24 protein-coding genes are annotated in these 23,453 nt (G+C 68.7%); 14 read left to right on the top strand and 10 right to left on the bottom strand.

Features of this window, described 5'->3' with window-relative positions; genetic code table 11:
• Window positions 1–3: 3 nt before the first annotated feature.
• The 4 genes from M6G65_RS17865 (at window position 4) to kce (ending at window position 5,402) form a co-directional block, all read left to right on the top strand.
• A complete protein-coding gene (locus M6G65_RS17865) occupies window positions 4–879 on the top strand; it encodes a branched-chain amino acid ABC transporter permease (protein WP_238195021.1) in 876 nt (291 codons plus the stop codon).
• A 14-nt stretch (window positions 880–893) separates the two neighbouring features.
• Window positions 894–3,452, top strand: coding sequence for a branched-chain amino acid ABC transporter ATP-binding protein/permease (locus tag M6G65_RS17860; protein ID WP_250102652.1), 2,559 nt, complete (start codon window positions 894–896; stop codon window positions 3,450–3,452).
• Between the two features lie 94 nt (window positions 3,453–3,546).
• A complete protein-coding gene (locus tag M6G65_RS17855) occupies window positions 3,547–4,470 on the top strand; it encodes a 3-hydroxyacyl-CoA dehydrogenase (RefSeq protein WP_238195019.1) in 924 nt (307 codons plus the stop codon).
• Between the two features lie 2 nt (window positions 4,471–4,472).
• Window positions 4,473–5,402 carry a 3,5-dioxohexanoate:acetyl-CoA acetone transferase gene (gene kce, locus M6G65_RS17850; RefSeq protein ID WP_238195018.1) on the top strand — a complete coding sequence of 310 codons (930 nt, stop codon included), beginning with the start codon at window positions 4,473–4,475 and terminating at the stop codon, window positions 5,400–5,402.
• A 121-nt stretch (window positions 5,403–5,523) separates the two neighbouring features.
• Here kce and M6G65_RS17845 read toward each other — a convergent pair whose 3' ends face one another.
• The 5 genes from M6G65_RS17845 to M6G65_RS17825 all read right to left on the bottom strand — a co-directional run bounded on the left by M6G65_RS17845 (window position 5,524) and on the right by M6G65_RS17825 (window position 9,184).
• Window positions 5,524–5,805, bottom strand: a complete 282-nt coding sequence (locus M6G65_RS17845) for a DUF167 domain-containing protein (RefSeq protein ID WP_238195017.1) — start codon at window positions 5,803–5,805, stop codon at window positions 5,524–5,526.
• Window positions 5,806–5,815: 10 nt separating this feature from the next.
• Window positions 5,816–6,340, bottom strand: coding sequence for an FAD-linked oxidase C-terminal domain-containing protein (locus M6G65_RS17840; protein ID WP_238195140.1), 525 nt, complete (start codon window positions 6,338–6,340; stop codon window positions 5,816–5,818).
• A gap of 463 nt (window positions 6,341–6,803) precedes the next feature.
• Window positions 6,804–6,980, bottom strand: coding sequence for a hypothetical protein (locus M6G65_RS17835; protein ID WP_164706348.1), 177 nt, complete (start codon window positions 6,978–6,980; stop codon window positions 6,804–6,806).
• A 175-nt stretch (window positions 6,981–7,155) separates the two neighbouring features.
• A complete protein-coding gene (locus M6G65_RS17830; protein WP_043074849.1) occupies window positions 7,156–7,884 on the bottom strand; it encodes a phosphatase PAP2 family protein in 729 nt (242 codons plus the stop codon).
• Between the two features lie 19 nt (window positions 7,885–7,903).
• The gene (locus M6G65_RS17825) at window positions 7,904–9,184 is read right to left on the bottom strand and encodes an MFS transporter (RefSeq protein ID WP_052516962.1); all 1,281 of its coding nucleotides are present in this window, start codon (window positions 9,182–9,184) and stop codon (window positions 7,904–7,906) included.
• A 341-nt stretch (window positions 9,185–9,525) separates the two neighbouring features.
• Here M6G65_RS17825 and M6G65_RS17820 point away from each other — a divergent pair, with 341 nt between their 5' ends.
• The 7 genes from M6G65_RS17820 (at window position 9,526) to M6G65_RS17790 (ending at window position 16,725) form a co-directional block, all read left to right on the top strand.
• A complete protein-coding gene (locus M6G65_RS17820) occupies window positions 9,526–10,140 on the top strand; it encodes a 2,3-bisphosphoglycerate-dependent phosphoglycerate mutase (protein ID WP_193375331.1) in 615 nt (204 codons plus the stop codon).
• 183 nt (window positions 10,141–10,323) lie between these two features.
• Window positions 10,324–11,385, top strand: coding sequence for a YeiH family protein (locus M6G65_RS17815; protein WP_047170696.1), 1,062 nt, complete (start codon window positions 10,324–10,326; stop codon window positions 11,383–11,385).
• 100 nt (window positions 11,386–11,485) lie between these two features.
• Window positions 11,486–12,625 (top strand): adenylate/guanylate cyclase domain-containing protein, encoded by a 1,140-nt coding sequence (locus M6G65_RS17810; RefSeq protein ID WP_250102651.1) that lies wholly within the window; start codon window positions 11,486–11,488, stop codon window positions 12,623–12,625.
• 196 nt (window positions 12,626–12,821) lie between these two features.
• A complete protein-coding gene (locus M6G65_RS17805) occupies window positions 12,822–14,045 on the top strand; it encodes a molybdopterin-dependent oxidoreductase (protein ID WP_043074850.1) in 1,224 nt (407 codons plus the stop codon).
• Between the two features lie 11 nt (window positions 14,046–14,056).
• Window positions 14,057–14,395: a c-type cytochrome gene (locus tag M6G65_RS17800; RefSeq protein WP_007557755.1), complete on the top strand. Its 339-nt coding sequence runs from the start codon at window positions 14,057–14,059 to the stop codon at window positions 14,393–14,395.
• A gap of 182 nt (window positions 14,396–14,577) precedes the next feature.
• Complete coding sequence (locus M6G65_RS17795) at window positions 14,578–15,561, top strand: beta-propeller fold lactonase family protein (protein WP_007557753.1); 984 nt, start codon at window positions 14,578–14,580, stop codon at window positions 15,559–15,561.
• Between the two features lie 78 nt (window positions 15,562–15,639).
• The gene (locus M6G65_RS17790) at window positions 15,640–16,725 is read left to right on the top strand and encodes a sulfite oxidase (protein ID WP_007557751.1); all 1,086 of its coding nucleotides are present in this window, start codon (window positions 15,640–15,642) and stop codon (window positions 16,723–16,725) included.
• Between the two features lie 3 nt (window positions 16,726–16,728).
• On the opposite strand, the gene M6G65_RS17785 is transcribed toward M6G65_RS17790, so the two are convergent.
• Genes M6G65_RS17785 through M6G65_RS17765 form a run of 5 tightly spaced genes read right to left on the bottom strand, consistent with a single transcriptional unit; the run spans window position 16,729 to window position 19,726 of the window.
• Window positions 16,729–17,100 (bottom strand): YidH family protein, encoded by a 372-nt coding sequence (locus M6G65_RS17785; protein ID WP_007557749.1) that lies wholly within the window; start codon window positions 17,098–17,100, stop codon window positions 16,729–16,731.
• Window positions 17,097–17,987, bottom strand: coding sequence for a LysR family transcriptional regulator (locus M6G65_RS17780; protein WP_250102650.1), 891 nt, complete (start codon window positions 17,985–17,987; stop codon window positions 17,097–17,099). Before M6G65_RS17780 ends, M6G65_RS17785 begins: the two co-directional genes overlap by 4 nt.
• Window positions 17,984–18,793: an anti-sigma factor family protein gene (locus tag M6G65_RS17775; protein WP_043074852.1), complete on the bottom strand. Its 810-nt coding sequence runs from the start codon at window positions 18,791–18,793 to the stop codon at window positions 17,984–17,986. The genes M6G65_RS17780 and M6G65_RS17775 overlap by 4 nt, the downstream gene beginning before the upstream one ends.
• Entirely contained in the window at window positions 18,790–19,299 is a 510-nt protein-coding gene (locus M6G65_RS17770) for an RNA polymerase sigma factor (RefSeq protein ID WP_043074853.1), read from the bottom strand. The genes M6G65_RS17775 and M6G65_RS17770 overlap by 4 nt, the downstream gene beginning before the upstream one ends.
• Before the next feature lie 43 nt (window positions 19,300–19,342).
• The gene (locus M6G65_RS17765) at window positions 19,343–19,726 is read right to left on the bottom strand and encodes a COG4315 family predicted lipoprotein (RefSeq protein WP_007557741.1); all 384 of its coding nucleotides are present in this window, start codon (window positions 19,724–19,726) and stop codon (window positions 19,343–19,345) included.
• A 181-nt stretch (window positions 19,727–19,907) separates the two neighbouring features.
• Here M6G65_RS17765 and copM point away from each other — a divergent pair, with 181 nt between their 5' ends.
• From copM to M6G65_RS17750, 3 genes are all read left to right on the top strand, one after another.
• On the top strand, window positions 19,908–20,360 hold the full coding sequence (gene copM / locus M6G65_RS17760; protein ID WP_007557739.1) for a CopM family metallochaperone: 453 nt from the start codon (window positions 19,908–19,910) through the stop codon (window positions 20,358–20,360).
• Window positions 20,357–21,793, top strand: coding sequence for a YncE family protein (locus tag M6G65_RS17755; RefSeq protein ID WP_007557737.1), 1,437 nt, complete (start codon window positions 20,357–20,359; stop codon window positions 21,791–21,793). Before copM ends, M6G65_RS17755 begins: the two co-directional genes overlap by 4 nt.
• Window positions 21,794–22,443: 650 nt before the next feature.
• Window positions 22,444–23,388 carry an SMP-30/gluconolactonase/LRE family protein gene (locus M6G65_RS17750; protein ID WP_043074855.1) on the top strand — a complete coding sequence of 315 codons (945 nt, stop codon included), beginning with the start codon at window positions 22,444–22,446 and terminating at the stop codon, window positions 23,386–23,388.
• The last annotated feature ends 65 nt before the right edge of the window (window positions 23,389–23,453 follow it).

Below are 23,453 nucleotides of genomic sequence, written 5' to 3'. Positions count from 1 at the left end.
TCCATGCAGCTCGTCTTCATCCTGGAGCAGGTGCTCAACGGCCTGCTGATCGGCGTGCAATACCTGCTGATCGCGCTCGGCCTGTCGCTGATCTTCAGCCTCGGCGGGATCGTGAACCTCGCCCATGGCGCCTTCTACGCCATCGGCGCCTACCTGACCGTGTTGCTGACGCCGACGATCGGCTTCGGCGGCGCCCTCGTCGCCTCGCCGTTGGTCGTCGGCGTGCTCGGCCTGCTGATCGAGCGCTTCCTGCTGCGGCGCTTCTACCGCGGCGACCCGACGCTCGGCCTGCTCCTCACCTTCGGGCTCGCCATGGTGGCCGAGCAGGCCCTGCGCATGGCCTTCGGGGCGGCGCCGGTGCCGTTCGGGATCCCGCTGTGGCTGCGCGGGCAGGTCTTCATCGGCGACCTGATCTACTCGCGCTACCGGCTCTCGATCCTCGTCGTGGCGCTCGCCTGCGTCGCCGGTCTGTGGCTTCTCCTCACGCGGACCAGCTTCGGGCGCGTAGTCCGGGCGGGCGTGCAGAACCCCGACATGGTCGCGGCGCTGGGCATCTCACTCCGTCCGTACATGACCGCGGTGGTGACGATCGCGGTCGGGCTCGCGGCGCTGGCCGGGACCATGATGGCCCCGGTCACCGGCGTCCATCCAGCCATGGGCGCCGAGATCCTCACCTTCGCCTTCGTGGTGGTGGTGATCGGCGGCCTCGGGTCGTTCTGGGGGGTGGTGCTCGCCGCCCTGATCGTCGGCGTGGTCCGGGGCCTCACCGCCTACGCCTACCCGCCGGCCACCGAAGCTGCCGTCTACGGTCTCATGGTGCTGGTCCTGCTGCTGCGCCCGCGCGGCTTGTTCGGCGAGCACATCGCCCGGTTCGAGTGAGCGGAGAGCGTCCCATGTCCGGAACCGCCGAGCCGCTGCCGCTCGCCCTGCCGCAGCGCGGCCTGATCCTGCGCGAGAGCCGCCAGCTCTGGGCGGCGCTCGCCCCCCTGATCGTCCTGCCCTTCGCCCTCGACGCGATCGGCCTGACCCTGATCACCGCCACCGACGTGGTGATCTTCGCGCTCGCGGTGCTGGGCCTCAATATCCTGGTCGGCTGGACCGGGCTCACCTCCTTCGGCCATGGGGCCTGGTTCGGAATCGGCGCCTACGCGGTAGCGATCCTCCAGACGCGGCTGTTCCCCGGCGACATGGCGCTGCCGCTGCTGGGTGCGCTGGCGATCACCGGGCTGGCCGCCCTGGTGGCCGGAGGCCTGATCCTGCGGCGGCGCGGGGTGTACTTCTCGCTCCTGACGCTCGCCTTCACGGCGATGCTCTACGCCATCGCGTTCCGCTGGACGGATCTCACCGGCGGCGAGAACGGCATCGGCAACCTGCACCGCTGGGCGGCGCTGCAGGAGCCCGGAGCCTATTACGCGGCGGTGTCGGGTATCGCCTTCGCGGTGCTGGTCGCGCTCTGGCGCTTCCGCCGCTCGCCGATGGGCTCCGTCCTGGTGGCGATCCGCGAGAACGAGCAGCGCGCCGGCTTCCTCGGCTATGCCACCAACCGTTACAAGCTCGCGGCCTTCGTGATCTCGGCGACGATCACCGGCCTCGCCGGGGCGCTCTCGGCCTACAGCCACCGCTTCACCTCGGCCGACCCGATCTCCATCGCCTTCTCGGGCGAGCTGCTCGCCATGGTGGTGATCGGCGGGATGCGCTCGTTCCTCGGGCCGGCGCTCGGCGCGCTGTTCTACATCCTCTTCCGCGAGTTCCTGTCGATCTACACGGCCGACTGGCTGCTGTATTTCGGCCTGCTGTTCGTCGCCTTCATCGTGTTCTCGCCGGATGGTCTCGTCGGCATCGCGGCGCGGCTGCTGAAGCCGTTCCGGCGCGTGCCCACCGAGGGAGCGGCCATGTCGGCCCGCCGCGCCGGCGCCTCGGGCCGCGTCCCGGCAAGGTTCATCGCGGAGGGCCGCACCGACGGGCCGGTGCTGGTCGCCGACGACATCAAGAAGAACTTCGGCCCCGTCGCGGCGGTGCGCGGCGTGTCCTTTGCGGTGGCCGACCGGACGCTCCACGCCCTGATCGGCCCGAACGGGGCCGGCAAGACCACGGCCTTCAACCTGCTCTCCGGCATGTTCCGGCCGAGCGCGGGCAGCATCCGCCTCGACGGCCACGAGATCGCGGGGCTCGAGCCGCATGCGATCACCCGGGCCGGTCTCGGCCGCTCGTTCCAGATCACCAACCTGTTCCCCGGCCTGTCGGTGGAGGAGAATGTCCGCCTCGCCGTCCAGGCACGGCACAAGGCGCATTTCAGCCCCTGGCGCGACGCACTGGCGATCCGCCAGATCGCCGACGACACGGCCGAGCTGCTGCGCTGGACCGGCCTGTCCGGCATCGAGCGGGCGGAAGCCGGCAGCCTGTCCTACGGCGGTCAGCGCCTGCTCGACATGGGTCTGGCACTGGCCACGCGGCCCCGCGTCCTGCTCCTCGGCGAGCCCCTCGCGGGCCTCGCGGCCGCCGAGCGCGAGCGGGTCGGCGACCTCATCAAGGCGTTGTCGGCCGACATCCCGGTGCTGCTGGTCGAGCATGACATCGACCGCGTGTTCCGCCTTGCCGACCGCGTCACCGTCATGGCCGACGGCGCCGTGCTGGTCGACGGCTCGGTGGCGGATGCCCGCGACGACGCGCGCGTGCAGGCCGTCTATCTCGGCTCGGGCACGGCCGCGATCGCCGCGAAGCCGCGCGCCAGCGCGGCCGAGGCCGAGACGCTGCTGGCCATGGAGGGCGTCGATACCTTCTACGGCAAGTCGCACATCCTCAACGGCGTGAACCTCGCGGTGCGCCGGGGCGAGGTCGTGGCCCTGCTCGGCCGAAACGGCGCCGGCAAGTCGACGCTGCTCAAGACGCTGATCGGCACCGCGCCGCCGGCCGCCGGCCGCATCGTGCTCGGCGGCACGGACATCGCCGGCCTGTCGCCCGACCGGATCGCCCGGCTCGGCATCGGCTACGTGCCGCAGGGCCGGGCGCTGTTCGCCGGGATGAGCGTCGCGGAGAATCTCGGGCTTGGCCGGCTTCGGCGGCTCACCGGCGCCGGCATCCATTGGGACGAGGACAGGGTGCTGGAGTTCTTCCCCCGGCTGAAGGAACGCTGGACCGTGGACGCCGCGCGCCTGTCCGGGGGCGAGCAGCAGATGGTGGCGGTGGCCCGCGCGCTCTCGGGCGATACGCGGCTCCTCCTCCTCGACGAGCCCTTCGAGGGCCTGTCGCCGGCCGTGACCGAGGAGCTGTTTGAAGCCTTCGACCGCCTGCGCCGCGAGATCGCGATCATCCTGGTGGACCATCACCTCGACCTCGCCCTCGCGCTCTCCGACCGCACGGTCGCGCTGGAGCGCGGCAGCGTGCAATGGACCGGTGAATCACGCCTCCTGCGCGAGGATCAGGAGTTGCGGCGGAAAGTGCTGTGGCTGTGACCGGATATTACCATCGCACTTGGCACGTTCGACCGACCCACCTCAGGATGAGGACGAGGGTCGGATCGTCCGGTCAGCACAGGAGGATCCAGCCATGACCGAATCCGTCGCGATCGTCGGCGCCGGCCTGATCGGCCGGGCCTGGGCGATGATCTTCGCCCGCGCCGGGTGGGACGTGCGCCTGTTCGATGCCGCCGCGAGCGTCGCCGAGGCCGCGGTGCCGCTCTGCGCCGAGGGCCTGCGGACCCTGGCGGCGAACGGCCTCTGCCCCGACCCGGAAGGTGCCGCGCGCCGCATCCGCGCCGCCGGGAACCTCGCCGACGCCCTCGACGGGGTCGCGTTCGTGCAGGAGAACGGCCCGGAGCGGCTCGACGTGAAGCAGAGCCTGTTCGCCGAGCTCGACGCTCTGGCGCCACCGGACGCGATCATCGCCTCCTCGTCGTCGGCGATCCGCTGCTCGCTGTTCACCGAGAGTCTGCCCGGCCGGTCGCGCTGCCTGATCGGCCATCCGGTGAACCCGCCGCACCTGATCCCGCTGGTTGAGATTTCCGGTGCGCCGTGGACCGACGCCAGGGTGCTGGACCGGGCCCGGACCACGTACGAAGCCATCGGCCAGGTGCCGATCACCGTGTTAAAGGAGATCGAGGGCTTCATCCTCAATCGCCTCCAGGGTGCTCTCCTGGCGGAGGCGTTCCGCCTGGCCTCGGAGGGCTACGTCACCCCGCAGGATCTCGACAAGACAGTCTCGGACGGGCTGGGCCTGCGCTGGAGCTTCATGGGGCCGTTCGAGACCATCGAGCTGAACGCGCCCGGCGGCATCGCCGATTATTGCGCGCGCTACACCGGCTTCTACAAGAACCTCGCCGCCGATCCGGCACCGCCGAGTGTTTACGAGGCGCCGGCCACCGAGGCGATCCTGGCGAACTGGCAGGCGCCCGCGGATCTGCCCGCCCGCATGAACCGCCGCGATGCGCGGCTCGCGGCCCTGCGGGCCCACAAGGCTTCACAGAAGGACTGAGCATGGCCTCACAGCGGAAAGTCATCATTACCTGCGCGGTGACGGGCGCGATCCATACGCCCAGCATGTCGCCGCATCTCCCGGTGACGCCCGAGGAGATCGCCGACGCCGCCATCGGCGCCGCCGAGGCGGGCGCGGCCATCGTGCACCTGCACGCCCGAAACCCGGAGAACGGCCAGCCCGACCAGACGCCCGAGGCCTTCGCCAAGTTCCTGCCGGTGATCAAGCAGCGTTCCTCCTGCGTGGTGAACATCACCACCGGCGGCGCGCCGACCATGTCGATCGAGGAGCGCGTGCGCCCGGCCGCGACCTTCCAGCCGGAAGTCGCCTCGCTGAATCTCGGCTCGATGAATTTCGGCCTGTTCGGCATGCTCGACCGCTTCAAGGACCTGAAGCACCAGTGGGAGCGGGATTACCTCGGCAACAAGGACATCATCTTCCGCAACACCTTCGGCCAGATCGAGCACATCCTGACGACCTGCGGACCGAACGGCACCAAGTTCGAGTTCGAGTGCTACGACACGGCGCATCTCTACAATCTCAAATACTTCTTCGACCGCGGTCTCGTGCAGGCGCCGCTGTTCATCCAGACGGTGTTCGGCCTCCAGGGTGGCATCGGCGCACATCCGGACGACGTGATGCACATGAAGCGCACCGCAGACCGGCTCTTCGGTGACCAGTATCGGTGGTCGGTGCTAGGGGCGGGCCGCAACCAGATGAACATCGCCGCCATGGCGGCCGCGATGGGCGGCAACGTCCGGGTCGGTCTGGAGGACAGCCTCTGGGACGGGCCGGGCAAGCTCGCCGAGACCAACGCCGCGCAGGTCCGCCGCGTCCGCTCGATCATCGAGGGGCTGGGCCTTGCCGTCGCCTCGCCTGACGAGGCGCGCGAGATCCTGGCGCTGAAGGGCGGCGACAAGGTCGCGTTCTAAGGGCGTCGGTGTGACCGTTCCGTCTTTGCGAGCGCAGCGAAGCGATCCAGGGCGGCGGGACGATGGTGTGCGCGGCGCGGCTGGGTTGCTTCGCTGCGCTCGCAAAGACGTCGGCAGTTGATCAGGGCTGGCCGAACACCCGGTCCAGATCCGCCTGGGCGAGGCCGTCGATCTCCAGGATCTTCAGACGGCTCTGGTCGCCGGTGACGATGCGGACCGAGCCGCGGCTGACCTTCAGCGCCTTGGCGATCAGGGCCACGAGCGCCGCGTTCGCGGCCCCGTCCACCGGCGGGGCCGTGACCCGGGCCTTCAGATAGGGTTGGCCCTTCTCGTCGCGGGCCCAACCCTCAGCGGCGTCGCGGCCACCGCGCGGCGTGAGGCGCACCGCCAGCCGGATCGCCACCGCAGAGGTCTCAGAAGATCTTGCCGGGGTTCAGGCGGTTATCCGGGTCGAGCGCCCGCTTTACGAGCCGCATGACGGCGATTTCCTCGGGGGAGCGCGACAGCTTCAGCTTGGCCCGCTTCTCGAGGCCGATCCCGTGCTCCGCCGAGACGGAGCCGTTCAGCGCCGCCAGGGGCTCGTAGATCGCCGCGTCGATGGCGGCGTTGCCGGCGGCGTCGAGGCGGGTCGTGTTCCAGTGCAGGTTGTTGTCACCGATATGCCCGTAGACGACGGCCCGGCAGCCCGGGATCGCGGCGAGCCGGTCGAGCGCCTCGCGGACGTAGCCGTCCATCTTCGCCAGGGGCACGCTGACGTCGAAGGCGCGCTCGATCCCGTCGGCGTTGAGGTGCTCCACGCGGTCGCGGATGCGCCACATGCCCCGGCGCTGCTCCTCCGAGGAGGCGACCGCCGCGTCGAGGATCGTGCCCTCGCCCATCAGGCCTTCGAGCAGCCCGAGGAACCGGTCGGCTTCCTCGGAGACGCACTCGACCTCGATGATCGCGTAGAACGGGTAATCGTGGCCGAGGGGCGGCGTCTGTCAGGAGCGCGTTTAACATGCCCCAAATAGGGTTTAACGTCCCCCGGTTGACGGAATAGGCTACCCCTTCGCCCTTGCAACCCGAGTTGAAGCAGTGCCATCGCCTGCCGCGCCGTTCGAATAAGCTACCCCCAAACGCGGTGCTTGGGGCTATCTCCGACCTGTATGCAAGCCATTCGCTGACCTTCCCGGCTCCTCGCCCAGACCAAGGCCGGACGCATCGGGCCGTGGAGCGTCAAGCTCGCCTTCACGGCCGATTCGGAGTTCGCACGTGAGCGGGGGCGCCCTGAGCGTGTCGATTGACCTCGGTCCTGACGCGTCGATATCCCAGCGCCCTCTCACGGGACCTGACACGGAGTCTAGGCCTCAAGCCGGGCGATATGAGGCTCGTCTGAGCGACCCAGCCCCCCCCCCGGCCCGTTCAGTACAGGCGCCAGGCTCCAGCCTGCTTCCTGGCCTTCTTCAGGCGGCGCAGGCTCCTGATCGCGCGGACGAGCTTCTTGGCCTGACGCTTCTCGCAGGTCTCGATGACTGGCCGACCGGCGACCTTGACCATGAAGTGCCCGTCGGCCGCCTTTTCCTTGGTGACGTAGTGCATGGTCGGCCTCCTGTCGTTCGGGGCTCGGACGTCGAGCGGCCTGTCTCCGGGGTAAGTGCATGCGGCGACGAAGGGCGCGCGGACGCCCGGGGTGCTTGGAATCGGAGATGGACACGCGGGCGGGCGTCGCAACCCGGCTCCCGCCTTCGTGATCCTCACCGAAGCGGCGTCCGCCTCAACGACCTGACGCTCCCTGGGCCGCGATCTCCGCGGCCGCCCGGTCGAGATCCCGTTCGAAGCGAGGATCGCGGAACAGCACCTCCGCGATGACGGCCGCGGCGATCTTCCCGGCTTCGAGGTCTGACGGGAAATGGGTTCCGGCAATCATGCGGTTCTCCCCGTAGGAGGCCGCGAACGCGAACAGCGACTGGCGTTTCTCGGGCACGAGGCGCGACAACACCGTGGCCGCGAGATACCCGAACGTGGCGTGCCCACTCGGATAGGACGTGCTGTCGGAGCGATGGCCGAACGTGGCGAGGTCCGGCTTCACCTTATAGGGGCGCGGCCGGGCGATGGTGGCCTTGGCCGCCAGCACGGCGAGTTCGCCGTCTTGGAACACATGCTCGATCAGCGCTGCGGTGACCGGCATCGTCTCCGCCGTGAAGGCCGGGCCGAGCACACCGGTGAAGCGGTCGAGGGTGCACGGCAGGTTCGCGGTGATGCGGCGCTCGTCCTCGGGCGTGCGGGCACGGACGGCGGCTTCCACGGTCTGCAAGTCCACCTTGGCTGCTTCCAAACCGGCCTCGGGCGGGGGCGGTAGGACGCGCTGGAGCGCCATCGCCTCCGGGTCGATGTAGGTGCTGCGCAGCGTCCCGGCGGCGGCGGCAGGCAGGGCAAGGGACAGGACCACCGCCAGCGTCGCAGTGAATCGCTGGCAGCCCCTGACGAAGTTCCGATGTTTCACCGCCCCTCCTCACGCCGTGTCAGGTCGTACCGCCCGCAGTCACGTCGCCGGCCAGCTCCAAGGCTTTCCCGGGGGCGGTCTCCGGCAGCATCACCACGAGCACCCCGAGCGCGACCGCCGCGACGGCGGCGCACGCGAGATAGGCGGCATCGAACCCCGCCTGCTGGACCAAGGTTCCGGCGATCACGAACGATAGGGAAGCGCCCGCGCCCTGAACGGTCCCGATCAGGCCGTGGGCGGCGTTGTAGCGGCCGGTCCCGCGGGTGATGTCGGCCATCACCAAGGGCTTCACCGCACTGAGCAGGCCGGCGCCGACGCCGTCGAGGCACTGGACCGCGATCAGCCAATACGGGTCGCGCCAGACGAGATAAAGCAAGGCGCGCATGGGCAGCGCGGCGAAGCAGATCACGAGAAGAGGCTTACGGCCCCAATGTTCGGCCCGGCGGCCGACGATGAGCCCCATCGGCACCATAACCGCCTGCGCGCCGACGATGCAGACGGACACGATGACGGACGACCAGTCAGGGCGCGCTTGCCCGATCTCCTGAGCGACAAGGGTCAGCAGCGGCGCGTTAGCAAGATGGAAAAGACCCACGCAGGCGGCGAAGATCATGAGCGGCCGGCAGGTCAGCAGGGCTCGCCATCCGGCCGGGGCTTGTTCGCCTTCACCCTCGCCGCCACCGCGGGCTCGACGCGCGTCGATGGCACCTCGCGGGATCGAGTAGAGCGCCGCGGCCGAGACGATGGCGCAGGCCGGGACCAAGAGGAAGACCGCCCGGTCCGGGAACAGCCAACCGACGAGCCCGATTAGCACGGCGATGGCGACGTTCCCGGTCCGCTCCAGTGCGGCGTTGCGGCCGAAGCGCCGGGCGAGCCTGTCGGCCGGGAAAAGGCCGAGGGTCAGCGTTGCGATGGCCGGGCTCAGCATGCCCCCGACGGCGGCTAACACGCAGGAAGCCGCGAGCACGGGCCAGAACTGCGGGAAGAGCGCGACGAGGAGCGTGGCCAGCGAGAGCGCGACCAGGGCGCCGAGCAGGATGACTCGCTTGTCCCGCACTGCGTCGATGGCCGTCCCGATGGGTGTCTGAGCCACGATGCCGACGATGCCTGACACCGTGCTGACCAGTCCGACCGAGGCGTCGTCCCATCCGCGATGCACGTAGAGGTAGACGTTGAGGTAGGGCTTGATCGCCCCGTTCACGTCGATCAGCAGGAAGTTCAGGAGATCGAGAGGTCTGGAGATGGGCTTTCGCACCTGGGCGGCAGGCTGCCCGTCATCCTCGCCGCTGTCCTGCTCCACGTGGTCGGCCTCCCTTTCAAACTCACCTAGGGCGTCGCCGAACCAAACCGAATGAGGGAGCTATCCGCGGGCATGAACGATTTGCAGCCGTGCTCGACCCGGTGATCACGGACGGGGCGCTCGCCGTATGACCGCTCGGGGTGGGAAGCAGCTTGGCTGCTTTCGGTCGCAAGACGTTCTAAAGCGGACCTAGGATGAATCGCCGTCTCCGGATGGACGGTCCAACCCATCTCAGGGTCGAAGTTCGTTAAAGCCGGATGCCGTTTTCATCAGAGGCGATGCGACCGACGCGAAAGTGCGTTGCCTTGGGAGACAGAGTGATTCACGATCGCAAAGCCCCAATCACGCGACGTCTCGTGCTGGTCCGGCATGGCCAGAGCGTAGCCAACCGATCCGGTCTGTTCACGGGATTGCTGGACTCGCCCTTGACCGAGCAGGGTCGGATAGAAGCCGTGGCAGCCGGGCGGCGTTTGGCCGAGCGCAGCTGGCGCTTTTCCGATGCCTTCACCTCGACGCTGACGCGGGCCGTCGTGAGCGGCCGGCTTATCCTCGATACGCTCGGGCAACCCGGATTAATCCCTCAACGCTTCGCCGCGCTCGACGAGCGAGACTACGGCGACCTCAGCGGGCTCGACAAGACCGCCGCCGATGCGCGCTGGGGGGCGGAGCGGATCGAGACCTGGCGGCGCTCCTACGCCGAGGCGCCGCCGAACGGTGAGAGCCTGCGCGATACCGTCGCCCGCATCGTGCCATGCTACCTCCGATCCATCCTACCGGCGGTCATGGGCGGGGACGTGCTCGTCGTCGCCCACGGTAATTGCCTGCGGGCGCTCGTTATGGCGCTCGACGACCTCAGCCCGGCGGAGGTCGAGCAACTCGAACTCGCGACGGGCTCCGTCAGGATCTATGAGTTTGCTGCGGACACGACGATCGAGGCCCGCTGGATCGACGGTTGAATCCGCCTGTAGGCCCCCAAGAATGGGTCGCCTCACGCTTCGAAGGGATCCCCATTTGATCTAATTAAGTGATTGGAATTATCTAATCATTCCGTTGGAGTGAATGAAAGGGAAGTGGGATTCTCCGGCATCACATCGGAGCCACCCATGTCCGCCCCCAGACTTGTCTCCCACCCTCGATCGATGCGTGCCCTGGCCGGCACGAGAGCCATCCTTCCAGGACTGGGCCTCTGCGTGGCAGTTACCGCCGCAGCGGTCGGCTTCGAAGCCGTCGAGACGCACCTGTTCGGTCGCGCTTGGCTCGAAGCCCTGGTGCTGGCGATCCTCCTCGGGAGCGCGATCCGCACCGCCTGGACCCCGTCGCAGCGTTTCTTTCCCGGCATCGCCTTCGGGGCCAAGACCGTGCTGGAGATCGCGGTCGTAATGCTAGGCGCGTCGCTCAGCCTCGCGACGATCCTCGCCGCCGGCCCGGGCCTGCTCTTCGGCATCGCGGGCGTCGTCGTGGTCGCGATCCTGTCGAGCTACGGCATCGGCCGGGCGCTCGGACTGCATTCGCGCATGGCGATCCTCGTCGCCTGCGGCAACTCGATCTGCGGCAACTCGGCGATCGCCGCCACCGCCCCGGTGATCGGCGCCGACGGCGAGGACGTCGCCGCCTCCATCGCCTTCACCGCGGTGCTGGGCGTGCTGGTGGTGCTCGGCCTGCCGCTGCTGGTGCCGCTGCTCGGCCTGTCGCCGATGCAGTACGGCGTGCTCGCCGGCCTCACCGTCTACGCCGTGCCGCAGGTCCTCGCCGCCACCGCGCCGGTCGCGGCGCTCAGCGTCCAGGTCGGAACCCTGGTGAAGCTCGTCCGGGTGCTGATGCTCGGGCCGGTCGTTCTGATGCTCTCCCTCGGCGCGAGCCGGCTGCGCGAGGAGACCGACGAGGCCGCCCCCGGCGTCACAACCGGCGACCGCCCGGCCCCCGGCGGCCTCGCGATCCACCGCCTGGTGCCGTGGTTCATCCTCGCCTTCCTGGCGCTCGCGGGACTCCGCTCGGCCGGGCTGATCCCGCAAGTCGCGCTCGCGCCGATGTCGGAGACCGCCAACGTGCTGACCGTAGTCTCGATGGCGGCACTCGGCCTCGGGGTCGACGTGCGCAGCGTCGCCAAGGCCGGGGCGCGGGTGACCCTCGCTGTGGTCGCCTCGCTCCTTGCCCTCGGCGCCGTCAGCCTCGGCCTGATCCATGTGCTCGGCCTCGTCTGATCCACGCTATGGCACGATCCGACCCCTTGATGGAAGAATTGCCGTGACACGTTCGTCCCAATCTTCATCCGAGGCAGTCGCGCAGGCGACGGGATGGTTGATGGGGCCGGGTCGCGAAGCGGTGGACGCGGCAGCCCTTCTCGATGGGTTCAGTGCGTGCCTCTCGGGGCTTGGCCTGCCGCTGGCCCGCGCCACCACCCACGCGCCGACCCTGCATCCGTCGTTCCGGTGGGTGATGCGCGTCTGGCATCCAGGAACGTCGAGCCTAGCCCTGCGTCGCCGCCACGGCATCGAGGGCACGCCGACCTTCCACGGCAACACCGTCGAGCACGTGGTCGAGACGCGGACCCCACTCCAATGCCGTCTCGACGGGGATGGGCCGCTGCCGTTTCCCGTGCTTGGCGAGCTTCGCAACGAGGGTCTGACCGACTACCTCATCGCGCCGCTGCATGCCGCGCGTGGACGCATGGGTGCCGCCTCCTGGGCCACGGCGAGACCGGGCGGCTTCACGCCGATCGAGATCGAGACGTTGCTAGCGCTGGTCGAGCCGTTCTCGCTGCTGTTCGAAATCAAGGCGCTCGGCGACATGCTTGGCGCGGTCCTGAGCGCCTATGTCGGGCGCGACCCGGCGCGGCAAATCCTGGCCGGCACAGTGCGGCGCGGCGACGTACGCCTCATGCGGGCCGCGATGATGCTGACCGATCTGCGCGGGTTCGGTGAACTGTCCGACCGGCAAAGCCCCGACCATGTCGTGGCCGCCCTCAACCGGATGTTCGATGCCATCGTGCCGGCCGTCGAGGCGGAAGGCGGCGAGGTGCTAAAGTATATTGGTGACGGGCTGCTGGCCGTGTTCGATGCCGATCGCGACGAGGCCGAGGCGCGCCGTGCCGCCTTGCGTGCCGCCGAGGCCGCACTCGATGCGCTTGCGACCCTGCGCGACGGTGACAGGGCTGCCTTTGAGGTCGGCGTCGCACTTCATGTTGGGGAGGTCGCCTACGGCAATATCGGCGGCGGCGACCGGGTCGACTTCACGGCGATCGGCCGCGATCTCAACGTGCTCGCTCGCGTCGAGCGCCTGTGCAAGACCTACGACACGCCGCTGATCGCCACCGACACCTTCCTCCACGGCCTGGCGCATGCCCTCGAACCGCTCGGCATTGTCGCCCTTCGCGGTTTCGCCGAGCGTCACGCCTTGTTCGGGTGTCGCAGGACCGCGCCTGTCGAAGCACCGGCGGTCTGACGTCGAGACGATATCTGGCACCACCGGCGCGGAGATCCAAAATTCTCAAATCATCGCATTGGGAGATCGTTCGCATCGCGAAAGACCGTTGGTGGGAATTAAACGCATCCCGTAGCATCTCCCTAGTCGCAAGGAATCGCCACGGGTCCGGTGCCCTCGAACGCATCGACGCCGACGAACTTTGAAGGGAGAGACCATGCACGGATTGGAAAGACCGACGAACCGCCGCCTCCTGTTGGGCGGGCTCGGGCTCGGCAGCCTTGCCGCCGCGATGCCGGCCTGGGCCGCGGGCTCGGTGAAGCTGCCGCTACCCGGCGGCCCGGATGTGCGGGATCTCACGACGGCCTTTCCCGGCAAGGGCGAGATGATCCTCCAGCGTACCCATCCGCCGCTGCTGGAGACGCCGTTTGCGGTGTTCGATGAGGGCGTGTTCACCCCCAACGACCGCTTCTACGTGCGCTGGCACTGGGCCTCGATCCCAACCGAGGTTGATGCCGGCACCTTCCGTCTCAAGGTCCACGGTCATGTCGAGAAGGAGCTCTCGCTCTCCCTCGATGCCATCGCCGGCCTGCCGCGCTTCGAGATCGCCGCGGTCAACCAGTGCTCGGGCAACTCCCGCGGGCTGTTCGAGCCGCGGGTTCCCGGCGCGCAATGGGCCAACGGCTCGATGGGAAACGCCCGCTGGACCGGGGTGCGCCTCAAGGACGTGCTCGAAAAGGCCGGGGTGAAGGCCGGTGCCGTGCAGGTGCGCTTCAGCGGCCTCGATGAGCCGGTCGTGGACGACGCGCCGGACTTCAAGAAGTCGCTCGATCTCGACCACGCCTACGACGGTGAGGTGATGATCGCCTACGCGATGAACGGCGAGCAATTGCCGCTTCTCAACGGCTTCCCGCTTCGCCTCGTGGTGCCGGGCTGGTACTCGACCTACTGGGTCAAGATGTTGTCGGAGATCGAGGTGCTGGACAAGCCCGACGACCAGTACTGGATGAAGACCGCCTACCGCATCCCGGACGTGCCGGGCGCCAACATCAAGCCCGGCCAGACCGGCTTCAAGACGGTGCCGATCAACAAGATGGTACCGCGCTCGTTCGTCACCAACCTGCAGGATGGCGCCAAGGTGACGGCCGGCGCGCCGGTGGCGTTGCGCGGCATCGCTTTCGGCGGCGATTGCGGGGTGAAGGCGGTCGACTTCTCCGGCGACGGCGGCGCGACGTGGTTTCCAGCACAGCTCGGCGCGGACGAGGGCCCCTACAGCTTCCGCCGCTTCGAGGGCAGCCTGCCGGCGTTGGCCGCCGGCACCCACACGGTGAAGGTCCGCTGCACCAACACCAACGGCGTCGCGCAGCCCACGGACCGGGTCTGGAACGGGGCCGGCTTCATGCAGAACGGTATAGAAACCGTGTCCTTCCAGGCCGCTTGAGGAGAACAGCCATGACCCCGATCCGCTCTGCAGCCCTCAGCGTCGCGCTCATACTGTCTCCCCTGGTGGCGCTCGCCGCCCCGGCTCCCGAGCCGATGCGCTTCACCTCGCAATCGATCGAGATGCCGACCTCCGACCGGATCTTCCCCGACGGGCCCGGGGCCGAGGCGGTCAACAACAACTGCCTCGCCTGCCATTCGGCCGGGATGGTGTTGACCCAGCCCAAGCTCACGAAGGCGCAGTGGACCGAGACCGTGAACAAGATGGTCCACATCTACAAGGCTCCGGTCGATCAGGCCGACGTGCAGACCATCGTCGACTACCTCACGGCGTTGAAGCCGACCCCCTGAACTCCCGAATCCCGAGGCCGCCGCGTTTTTCGCCGGCCTCGGGGAATAGACCGCCCTCGCTGGCATCTCCTTAAGGCGATGCATGGCCGGACCGGTCCCGCACGACGCAATCCGATTTCGAACCCGCCCGCACGGCTGGCCCCGGCCGCCGAACGAGCGCGCATGCCCAAGAGACCCGCTTCATGACCCATATCCGCACCAGTCTCCGCGCCTTCCTCGCCGGAGCTGCCTTGCTTCTCGCCCAGGGCCAGCCCGGGTCCGCCGCTGGTTTCGACGGCGCGATCAAGAACAACGCCTTGGCGCTGAACGCTGCCGGGACCGTCGCCGCTGTATCGAACAGCGAGGAGAGCGCCGTCGTCGTCTACGACGTCGCCAAGGGCACGGTGCTGCGCCGCCTCGACGGCTTCGTCACGCCGCGCAACATCGTGTTCGCGCCGGACGGCGCCCGCTTCTACGTCTCCGACAGCGGCACCGGCCGGATCACGGTCTACGAGACCGCCACCGGCAAGGAAGCCGGCGTTCTCGCCGCCGGGCCCGGGGTCTTCGGCACCGTGCTCTCGGCCGACGGGGGCAAGCTCTACGTCAACAACGAGGCCGCGAGCACGCTGACCGTGTTCGACACCAAGACTATGCTGGCAGATGCCGTGATTCCCGGCTTCGCGCAGCCGCGCCAGGGCGTGAAGCTGTCGCCCGACGGCAAGACCGTGTTCGTGACGAACTTCCTCGGCGACAAAATCACGTTGGTCGATACCGCCACCAACAAGATCACCGGCGAGATCGCTGGGTTCGACAAGCTGCGCGCCATCTCGATCACCAAGGACGGCAAGACGCTGTTTGCCGCCAACAGCGGCCGCAATACCATCGGCGTGGTCGATATCGCCGCCCGCAAAGTCACCTCCGAGGTGGAGGTGGGCAAGGACCCCTACGGAGCCGCACTGACACCGGACGGTCGCTTCGTCTATTCCGGCAACCTCAAGGACAACTCACTCTCAGTGATCGACACCGGCACCCTCAAGGTTGTCGCCACGGTGACCGGCCTGAACGAGCCGCGCCAGGCGATCGCGTTCTCGGCCGACAACGCCCGCGCCTACGTCCTCAACCGCGATCTCAGCGTCGCCGTGGTCGATCGCGCGAAGAATGCGGTGGTCTCGACAATGAAGCCCTGAGGCGACGCGCGCCGGGGGCCTTATCGCCCCCGGCGCGTTCTCGTCGTCGACATGTCAAGTACGCAGGACAAAGACCCCATGCTCCGCCTGTTCCAGCGCAAGGACCGCCTCATCGTCCACGGAAAGGCGCCCTACAACGCCGAGCCGCCGCTCGATCGCCTGCGGGCGGCGTTCCTCACCGAACAGGCCGACTTCTACGTCCGCAGCCACGGCGACATCCCGGACCTCGACGCCGACAGCTACCGCCTGACGGTAGATGGCATGGTCACCATGCCGCTCGAACTCTCCCTCGCGGAACTCAAGGCGCGCTTTGCGCACGCCACCGTCACGGCGGTGATGCAATGCGCCGGCAACAGACGGGCCGACATGCTGGCGGTGGCGCCGGTCTCCGGTGACCCGTGGGCGCCCGGTGCCATCGGCAACGCGGAATGGACCGGCGTGCGGCTCGCCGAGGTGCTGCGCGCGGCCGGCATCGATGCAGATGAAGAGCGCTACGTCGCCTTCGAGAGCCACGACCGGATCGCGGACACGGACACGCGCTTCGGCGCCTCGATCCCTCTCGCCAAGGCGCTGGCGCCCGAGACGCTGCTTGCCTTCGCGATGAACGGCGAGCCTCTCGCCCCCGAGCACGGCCATCCGTTGCGCGTGGTGGTGCCGGGATTTGCCGGCATCCGCAGCCCGAAATGGCTCGCCCGGATCACGGTGCAGGACCGGCCCTCCGACAACCCGATGCAGGCCGACGACTACAAGCTGTTTCCGCCCGACGTGACGGCCGAGACCGCGGACCCCGCCCACGGCATCACCATCGAGGCGATGCCGCTCAACAGCGCGATCTGCGAGCCCGCCCGCGGCGCGGCGTTGAAGGCCGGCCGGCACGCGATCCGCGGCTATGCCATCGCCAGCGACCGCGCGGTCGCCCGCGTCGACGTCTCGACGGATGGCGGCCGCAGCTGGGCGCAGGCCCGGATCGACCGCGATGCCGACGCGCCCTACGCGTGGACATTCTGGGAGATCGAGCGCGAGCTGACGGCCGGCGAGCACGAACTTGCGGTGCGGGCCTGGGACTCCGCCGGCCAGACCCAGCCGGCCGCCCCCGACGACACCTGGAACTACAAGGGCTACCTTAGCGCCGCATGGCACCGGGTGCGGGTCACCGTGGCCTGATCATCACGCCCAGAGCAAGGCGGTGGCCGCGAGGCCCGAGATCGCGATCAGCAAGGCCGCGATCCCGATGGTGAGGATGCGCGGCATCATCGGGATCTCGGCATGGGCGAGACGCGCCCGGATCGCCCGGTCCCGCCATGCGGCGCCGGCGAACGAGGCAAGCGCGCAGCCGATCAACGTGAGCGACAGCACCTTCAGCGGCCAGACCGCCAGCACCTCCCGCAGGAAGCGCTGCGCGGCCAAGCCGACGCCCAGAAAGGCGAGCCCGGTTCGAAGCCACGCCACGAACGTACGCTCGGCTGCCAGCACCGTCCGGTCCTCGGCGAGCCTCACCCGCGGGTCGTCGGGGGGCACTGGTTTCGCGGGCTCGCTCATTTGATGTTCGCCGTCGCGATCAGGTCGAGAAGCGCGTCGGCGGCCCGGCTGCGGTAGCGCTCCTTGTGGCGCAGCACCCGGAACGGCCGGCTCGGTAAGTCGAACGCCGCCCGCACCAGGGTCCCGGTTCGAAGCGCTGCGGCGACCACGGTCTCGGACAGGACGGCGGCCCCGCCCCCGGCCTCGACGGCGGCGCGCACTGCCTCGTTCGAGGGCAGTTCGAGCATGACCCGGAGCTGGGCCGCGGCAAGGCCGGCCGCACCCAGGGTCGCCTCGAAGGCCGAGCGGGTTCCCGATCCCGCTTCGCGCAGCACCCAGTCGGCCCCGGCGAGGTCTTCGGGTGCGAGTGCAGCCGCCCCGGCGAAGGGATGGTTTGGGGCGACCACGAGGACGAGTTTGTCCTGGGCGATGGTCGTGCTTGCGAGCGTCGGGTCGTCCAGCGCCCCCTCGGCGAAGCCGAGTTCGGCCTGCCCCGCGCGCACCGCGTCGGCGGCGTCGGTGGTGTTGCCCACCGCCAACCGGATAGCGATCTCAGGGTAGGCCCGGCGGAAGGCGACGAGGTGGCGAGGCAGCCAGTCGCTGGCGATGGTCTGGCTGGCAAAAAGCGCCAGCGTCCCGCGTCGTAGGCCGCTGAGGTCGGCGAGCACAAGTTCGGCGGCCTCGGCCCGGGCGAGCACGGCGCGGGCCTCGGCGAGGAACACGCGCCCTGCTTCGGTCAGCTCGATCCCGCGGCCAACCCGGTGAAACAGCTTCGTCGCGTGCCGCCCCTCGATGTTGGCGATCGCCGTGCTGACCGCCGACTGGACGAGGTTCAGCGCCTCGGCGGCCCGCGTCACGTGCTGTCGCTCGGCCACCGCCACGAAGATGCGAAGCTGATCGAGGGTCATGGCTGCCGACGATCCGGCGCGAGGTCGCGGACGTGCGCATCGACCGCCTGCGCGACGGAGAGCAGCCGGGCCTCGTCGGTGCGGCCGGTGACGACGTATGACATGCCACCATCGACCCAGGAGAAGGCAGCGATGTCGCCCTCGCGGGCGAAGCGGAAGAGCGTGCGGCCGTCGCCGTCACCGACGCGGCTGTAGAGCGTCAGCCGGGTGCCGCGGTCGTCGTCGTACATCAACATCGCCGCGGGCTCGGTGCCGGCCGGCAACAGGCGCCCGCCCATCAGCCGGAAGCCCTGCGCCGAGAGGTCGGGGGCCGCGACCGCGTGACCGAGACGCTTCGAGAGCCACGTCACGAGGTGGGGCTTCTCGTCGGCGCGCACCTCCACCGGATGCACCGCCTCGACCACGAAGGTGCGGAAGGCTGCGACCGCGTCCTGCGTCGCCGGTGCCTCCGCCACCGCCGCCGCCGCGGGCACACCGTGCAGGGCATGGCCAACCCAGCCGCCGGCACTGCCGAGCGCGAGGCAGAGCACGGCCGCAGCCGCCATGGGGAACCAGCGTGCGCCAGGGTACAGGTGTCGCGAGCGGATGTTGGCCACCCGCAGTCGCGCCGGGATCGCCTCCTCGGCGATCGGCGCGAGGCGGGCGCGCAGGCGCTCGCGCAGAACTCGGTCCGTCGAGACTTCAGCCGCACGCGCGGGGTTCCCCACGAGCCACGCCTCGACCAGCGCCTGCCGCTCCGGTTCAAGGCGGCCGTCGATCAGGCCGTGCAGATCGTCCTCGCCGACCGGGCGCGGATCCCCGCTCATTTAACCCTCCTCAGCAGGCCTGTCCGGCCCGTCTCCACAAATCCGCGCATCCGCGTGCGCGCCCGGCTCAATCGTGACATCACCGTGCCGAGCGGCACCCCGAGCACCTGTGCCGCTTCGGCATAGGACAGGTCCTCCACCGCCACGAGGAGCAACACCGAGCGCTGCTCCTCGGGCAGGGTGTCGAGCCCTGCGAGTACGTCACGGGCTCCCAAAGCTGCCCCCGGGTCGGCGCTCGGATCGGGCACCTGCTCCAACACTTCCGCGCCGAGATCGGCGCCGCGCCGGCCCCGGCGTCGGACGGCGGCGAGGAACAGGTTGCGCTCGATCGTGAACAACCACGCCCGCAGGTCGCCGTCGCGGCGACGCCCGGACCAGGCGGACAATGCCCGCTCCAGGGTGTCCTGGACGAGGTCGTCCGCCGCTTCGCGATCCCGAAGAAGCGCGACCGCGTAGCGCCGCAGGGCCGGGATCTGCGGTTCGATCAGGGGGGCGATCTCGTCCAACGACGTGTCCCAATCAGAGGGAGCCGATCCGGGCATTCACCGATCAGGGCTTTGCGATGTGCCACGCACCGTTGAGGAAGCCGTCACCGGTGGTGTCGCCCGGCTTGGTGTCCTTGGCGAAGGTGTAGAGCGGCTTGCCCTTGTAGGCCCACTGCATCGTGCCGTCGTCCCGGGTCACCGTCGTCCAATCGCCGGAGGCCGCCGATCCGGAGGCAGCCGTCAGGGCCGGCCAGTTGGCGGCGCAGGGGCCGTTGCACATCGACTTGCCGCCCATGTCCTTGTCAAAGGTGTAGAGGGTCATGCTCTTGGCATCCACGAGCGCCGGCCCCTTGGCGGTCTCGGCCGTCATGGCGGGCGCGGCGGCCTGGGCGGCCACGGCGGAGAAGGCGATAGCCGCGAAGGCGGTGCGGATCAGCAGATTGCGCATGGGTGAAGTCTCCCGCGGTCGAGCATGACCGCATCGGGAGGGATGCGAAACGGGCGCCTTTATTCCGCTGACACACGAAAAAAGGCGATCCCATCGGCGCGAACGCTTTTTCGGCCCCGCCGCGGAATAAAGGCGGTCCTCTGGCATCCCTTCCATTGATACCGGATCGCGAGGAGGCCGCATGCGCGGAGCACTGGGATTTGCCGTGACGTCGGCGCTGATGGCGAGCGGCCTCGTCGGCGGCCGGATGATGATGCGCCCGACGCTGGCCGCCAGCGAGCCTCCGGCCGCGTCGTCAACGTCGTTCGACGCGATGATGGCGCAGTCGATGACGCGGATGCACGCCGACATGATGGTCCCGCCCTCGGGCGATCCCGACCGCGATTTCGCCGCGATGATGATCCCCCACCACGAGGGCGCGATCGCGATGGCCAAGGCGGAGCTGCTCTACGGCAAGGATCCGGTCCTGCGTCGCCTCGCGCAAGGAATCGTCGTCGAGCAGGGCCAGGAGATCGATGTGATGCGCCGTGCGCTCGCCAGTCTTCCTAAAGCGCCGCAGCCATCGACTGGTGCGGCCCATTCCCACGACCACAGTGCAGCCCCCGCCGCCATGCCCTCGGAGACCCGCCGATGAAGACCGCCCTGACTATCCTCGCCCTCGCGCTGCTCTCCGGCCCGGCGCTCGCCGGGCAGGCCCCGGGCGCAGCTTCCGCCCCGGACGTGCCGGTTAGCGGCAAGGATCGGTTCTACACCTCCGACCAGTTCTCCAACACGGTCTCGGTGGTCGATCCCGCCGCCAACACCCTGCTCGGGGTGATCCGGCTCGGCGACCCGACGCCGATGAACCTGAGCCCGCTCTATCGCGGGCAGCTTCTGGTTCACGGCATGGGCTTCTCGCCGGACCACAGGACCCTGCTCGCGGTCTCGATCGGTTCGAACTCCGTGAGCTTCATAGACACGGCGACCAACGCGGTCCGCCACACCGCCTATGTCGGCCGCTCGCCGCACGAAGCCTTCTTCACGCCGGACGGCCGAGAGGTTTGGGTGAGCGTGCGCGGCGAGGACCATATCGCGGTGCTCGATGCCGCCACCGCCAAGGAGACCCGCCGGATCACCGTACCGAACGGGCCCGGCATGACGATCTTCTCGCCGGACGGCGCCTACGGCTACGTCTGCTCCAGCTTCAGCCCCGAGACCGTCGTCATCGACACCAAGACCCACACCATCGTCGGCCGCGTGAAGCAAGAGAGCCCGTTCTGCCCCGACATCGCCGCGACGCCGGACGGCAAGCAGGTGTGGTTCACCCTTAAGGATGTCGGCCGCACCCAAGTGTTTTCGGCGCGTCCGCCCTTCGCGCCGCTGAAGACGATCGAGACCGGGCCGATCACCAACCACGTCAACATCGTCTCGACCAAGGCCGGCCAGTTCGCCTACGTGACGATCGGCGGCCTGAACCAGCTCAAGGTGTTCCGCACCGACGACTTCTCTCAGGTCGCCACCATCGCGACCGGCGCCCTGCCGCACGGGCTCTGGCCCTCGGGCGACGGCAGCCGCGTCTATGTCGGCCTGGAGAACGCCGACATGGCGGCGGTGATCGACACGGCGTCGAACACGGTGATCGCTGAGGTGCCGATCGGGCAGGGTCCGCAGGGCGTCGCCTACGTCCCGAACGCCGTGCCGGAGGGCGACGGAAAGCAGAACCTCCAGCCGCTGGGTGCTGCCGGCAAGACCAGCGCGCTGACGCTCACCGGTTCCGATGACAAGCCGGCGACGCAGGTCACCCTGTTCGACCAAGGCGTGCTGCAAACGCTACAGGCCGCGGTCACAGGACTGCCCGCGAAAATGCCCTTCGTGCTGGCGCTCGCCGCCAATCCGAAGGGAGCGACCGGCCTGGAGCCGCTCGCCGCCTTCATGACCAACCCGGCCGGCGCGGCCATCGTCAACGCGATCGGCCCGATCCGACAGGTCACCCGCACGGATGCCGGCGCTAGCCGGCGCTACCTCGTGGTGGTCTCGGGCAAGCCCGGTGAACTCGGCAGTGTCGTCCAGATGCAGACTGTGGATTGATCGAGTGGGGGCGCTAGTTCGGAAGGCGAACACTCATAAGAGTACCTTGGCGGCGCGAGCCCAGTTTCGATGTCTGCTTTCGAGAACGACGTCGGACTGCTTCTACGGCGCAGTTGGGTCGATAGGAGGCTGTCCGCTTTTCCCGCGGGAGTTCTCCGAAGCGGACCAGTCGCTTTCGGCCCCACTTTGTCACGCCGTACCGCTGGAGCGCGCAACACCGGACATTCGTCTTCGCGCCCATCCCGGTCATTCAGATGGTTCTGACAATATCCCGTAAGTGGACGCTACCAGCTGCGATCGGCCATTCGCATGAGGCGACGCTACGGAACGATATTCCACGGTCGGGCTTGCGTTTAGCTGGGCACCCATTTCTAAAATGGTCTCCATGCCGCCCTGAAGACGAGGTTCGCGATTGCGTTCGACCTTCGGGACGTGCGCCGACAGTAACCTAGCCCCAAGGTGCCGGCTGCAGTCGTCATCGAAAAGATCGGCGTTTTTCTTGATTCATGATCTTCGGCGATCCCGCATTCTTTAGGTCGTACCCGACAAGTCAGCCGGGGGTGGCGGGAGAACGACATCAACCCGGAGGGATTAACCGTTCGAGACATGCACCCACTGAGGTGCCCTAAAACTTCGATCAGGGAGGGATCATGAACGCTGAACCCGCGTCGAATCTGCTGCGGCGACCCGGTCCGCCCGAGCCCGTCCACCACGTCGATCCACCCCGGGCGTCCGACCCGCGCTTCACCGAGGTAGTGCCCTACCACGCCCGTCTCGTCTCGCTCTACGATCAGGCCGTCTTCAGCGAGGGGCCGACCTGGTGGCCCGCGCGGGACATATTGGTCTGGTCCGATGTCGAGGGGCGCCGGGTGCTTGGCTGGCACGCCGACGGCTGCGTGCGGGTCGTCATCGACGCAACCCCGTTCATCAATGGCAACACGGTCGACCGGGACGGCAACCTCATCCACTGCGAGCACGGCAACCGCCGCCTGTCACGCACATCCCCGGACGGACACTACGAGGCCCTGGTCGAGACCTACGAGGGCCGCCGGTTCAACGCTCCGAACGACGTGGTCTGCGCCGCCGACGGCGCCCTCTGGTTCACCGATCCAGCCTATGGGCTACGGCTACCCAGGCAGGGGGTGTTGGCCGCGTCCGACCTGGGCCATCACAGCGTCTACAGATTTGACCCGGCGGACGGCTCCGTCAGGCGCATGGCCGACCTCGGCCAACCGAACGGGCTGGCCTTCTCGCCGGACGGGCACACCCTGTACGTCAGCGACACTTCACGGACCGAGGGCGGTGACGGGCACACGATCCACGCCTACGCGGTCGTGGATGACCGAACCCTGGGCGAACCGCGGGTCTTTGCCGAGGTCGAGCCCGGCGTGCCGGACGGGTTCCGCGTGGACCATCGCGGCTGGATCTGGACGAGCTCGGAGGCAGGGGTTCAAGTCCTCTCCGCGGAGGGGCACCGGCTCGGACTGATTCCCACGCCTCAGGTGTGCTCCAATCTCTGCTTCTCCCCGGAGCAGCAACGGCTGTTCATCACGTCCAAACAGCACCTGTACGCCCTGGACCTCGCCGCCCAGTAGATCGGGGTGAAATCACGGCATCGTCAGAACGCTCCGGAAACTCCTAGGAACCTGGGTTCCCACGC

The sequence above is a fragment of the Methylobacterium tardum genome, assembly GCF_023546765.1.
GTDB lineage: Bacteria > Pseudomonadota > Alphaproteobacteria > Rhizobiales > Beijerinckiaceae > Methylobacterium > Methylobacterium tardum.
Note: the sequence above shows the minus strand (reverse complement) of the source record. Positions and strands in the feature narration are given on the sequence as shown.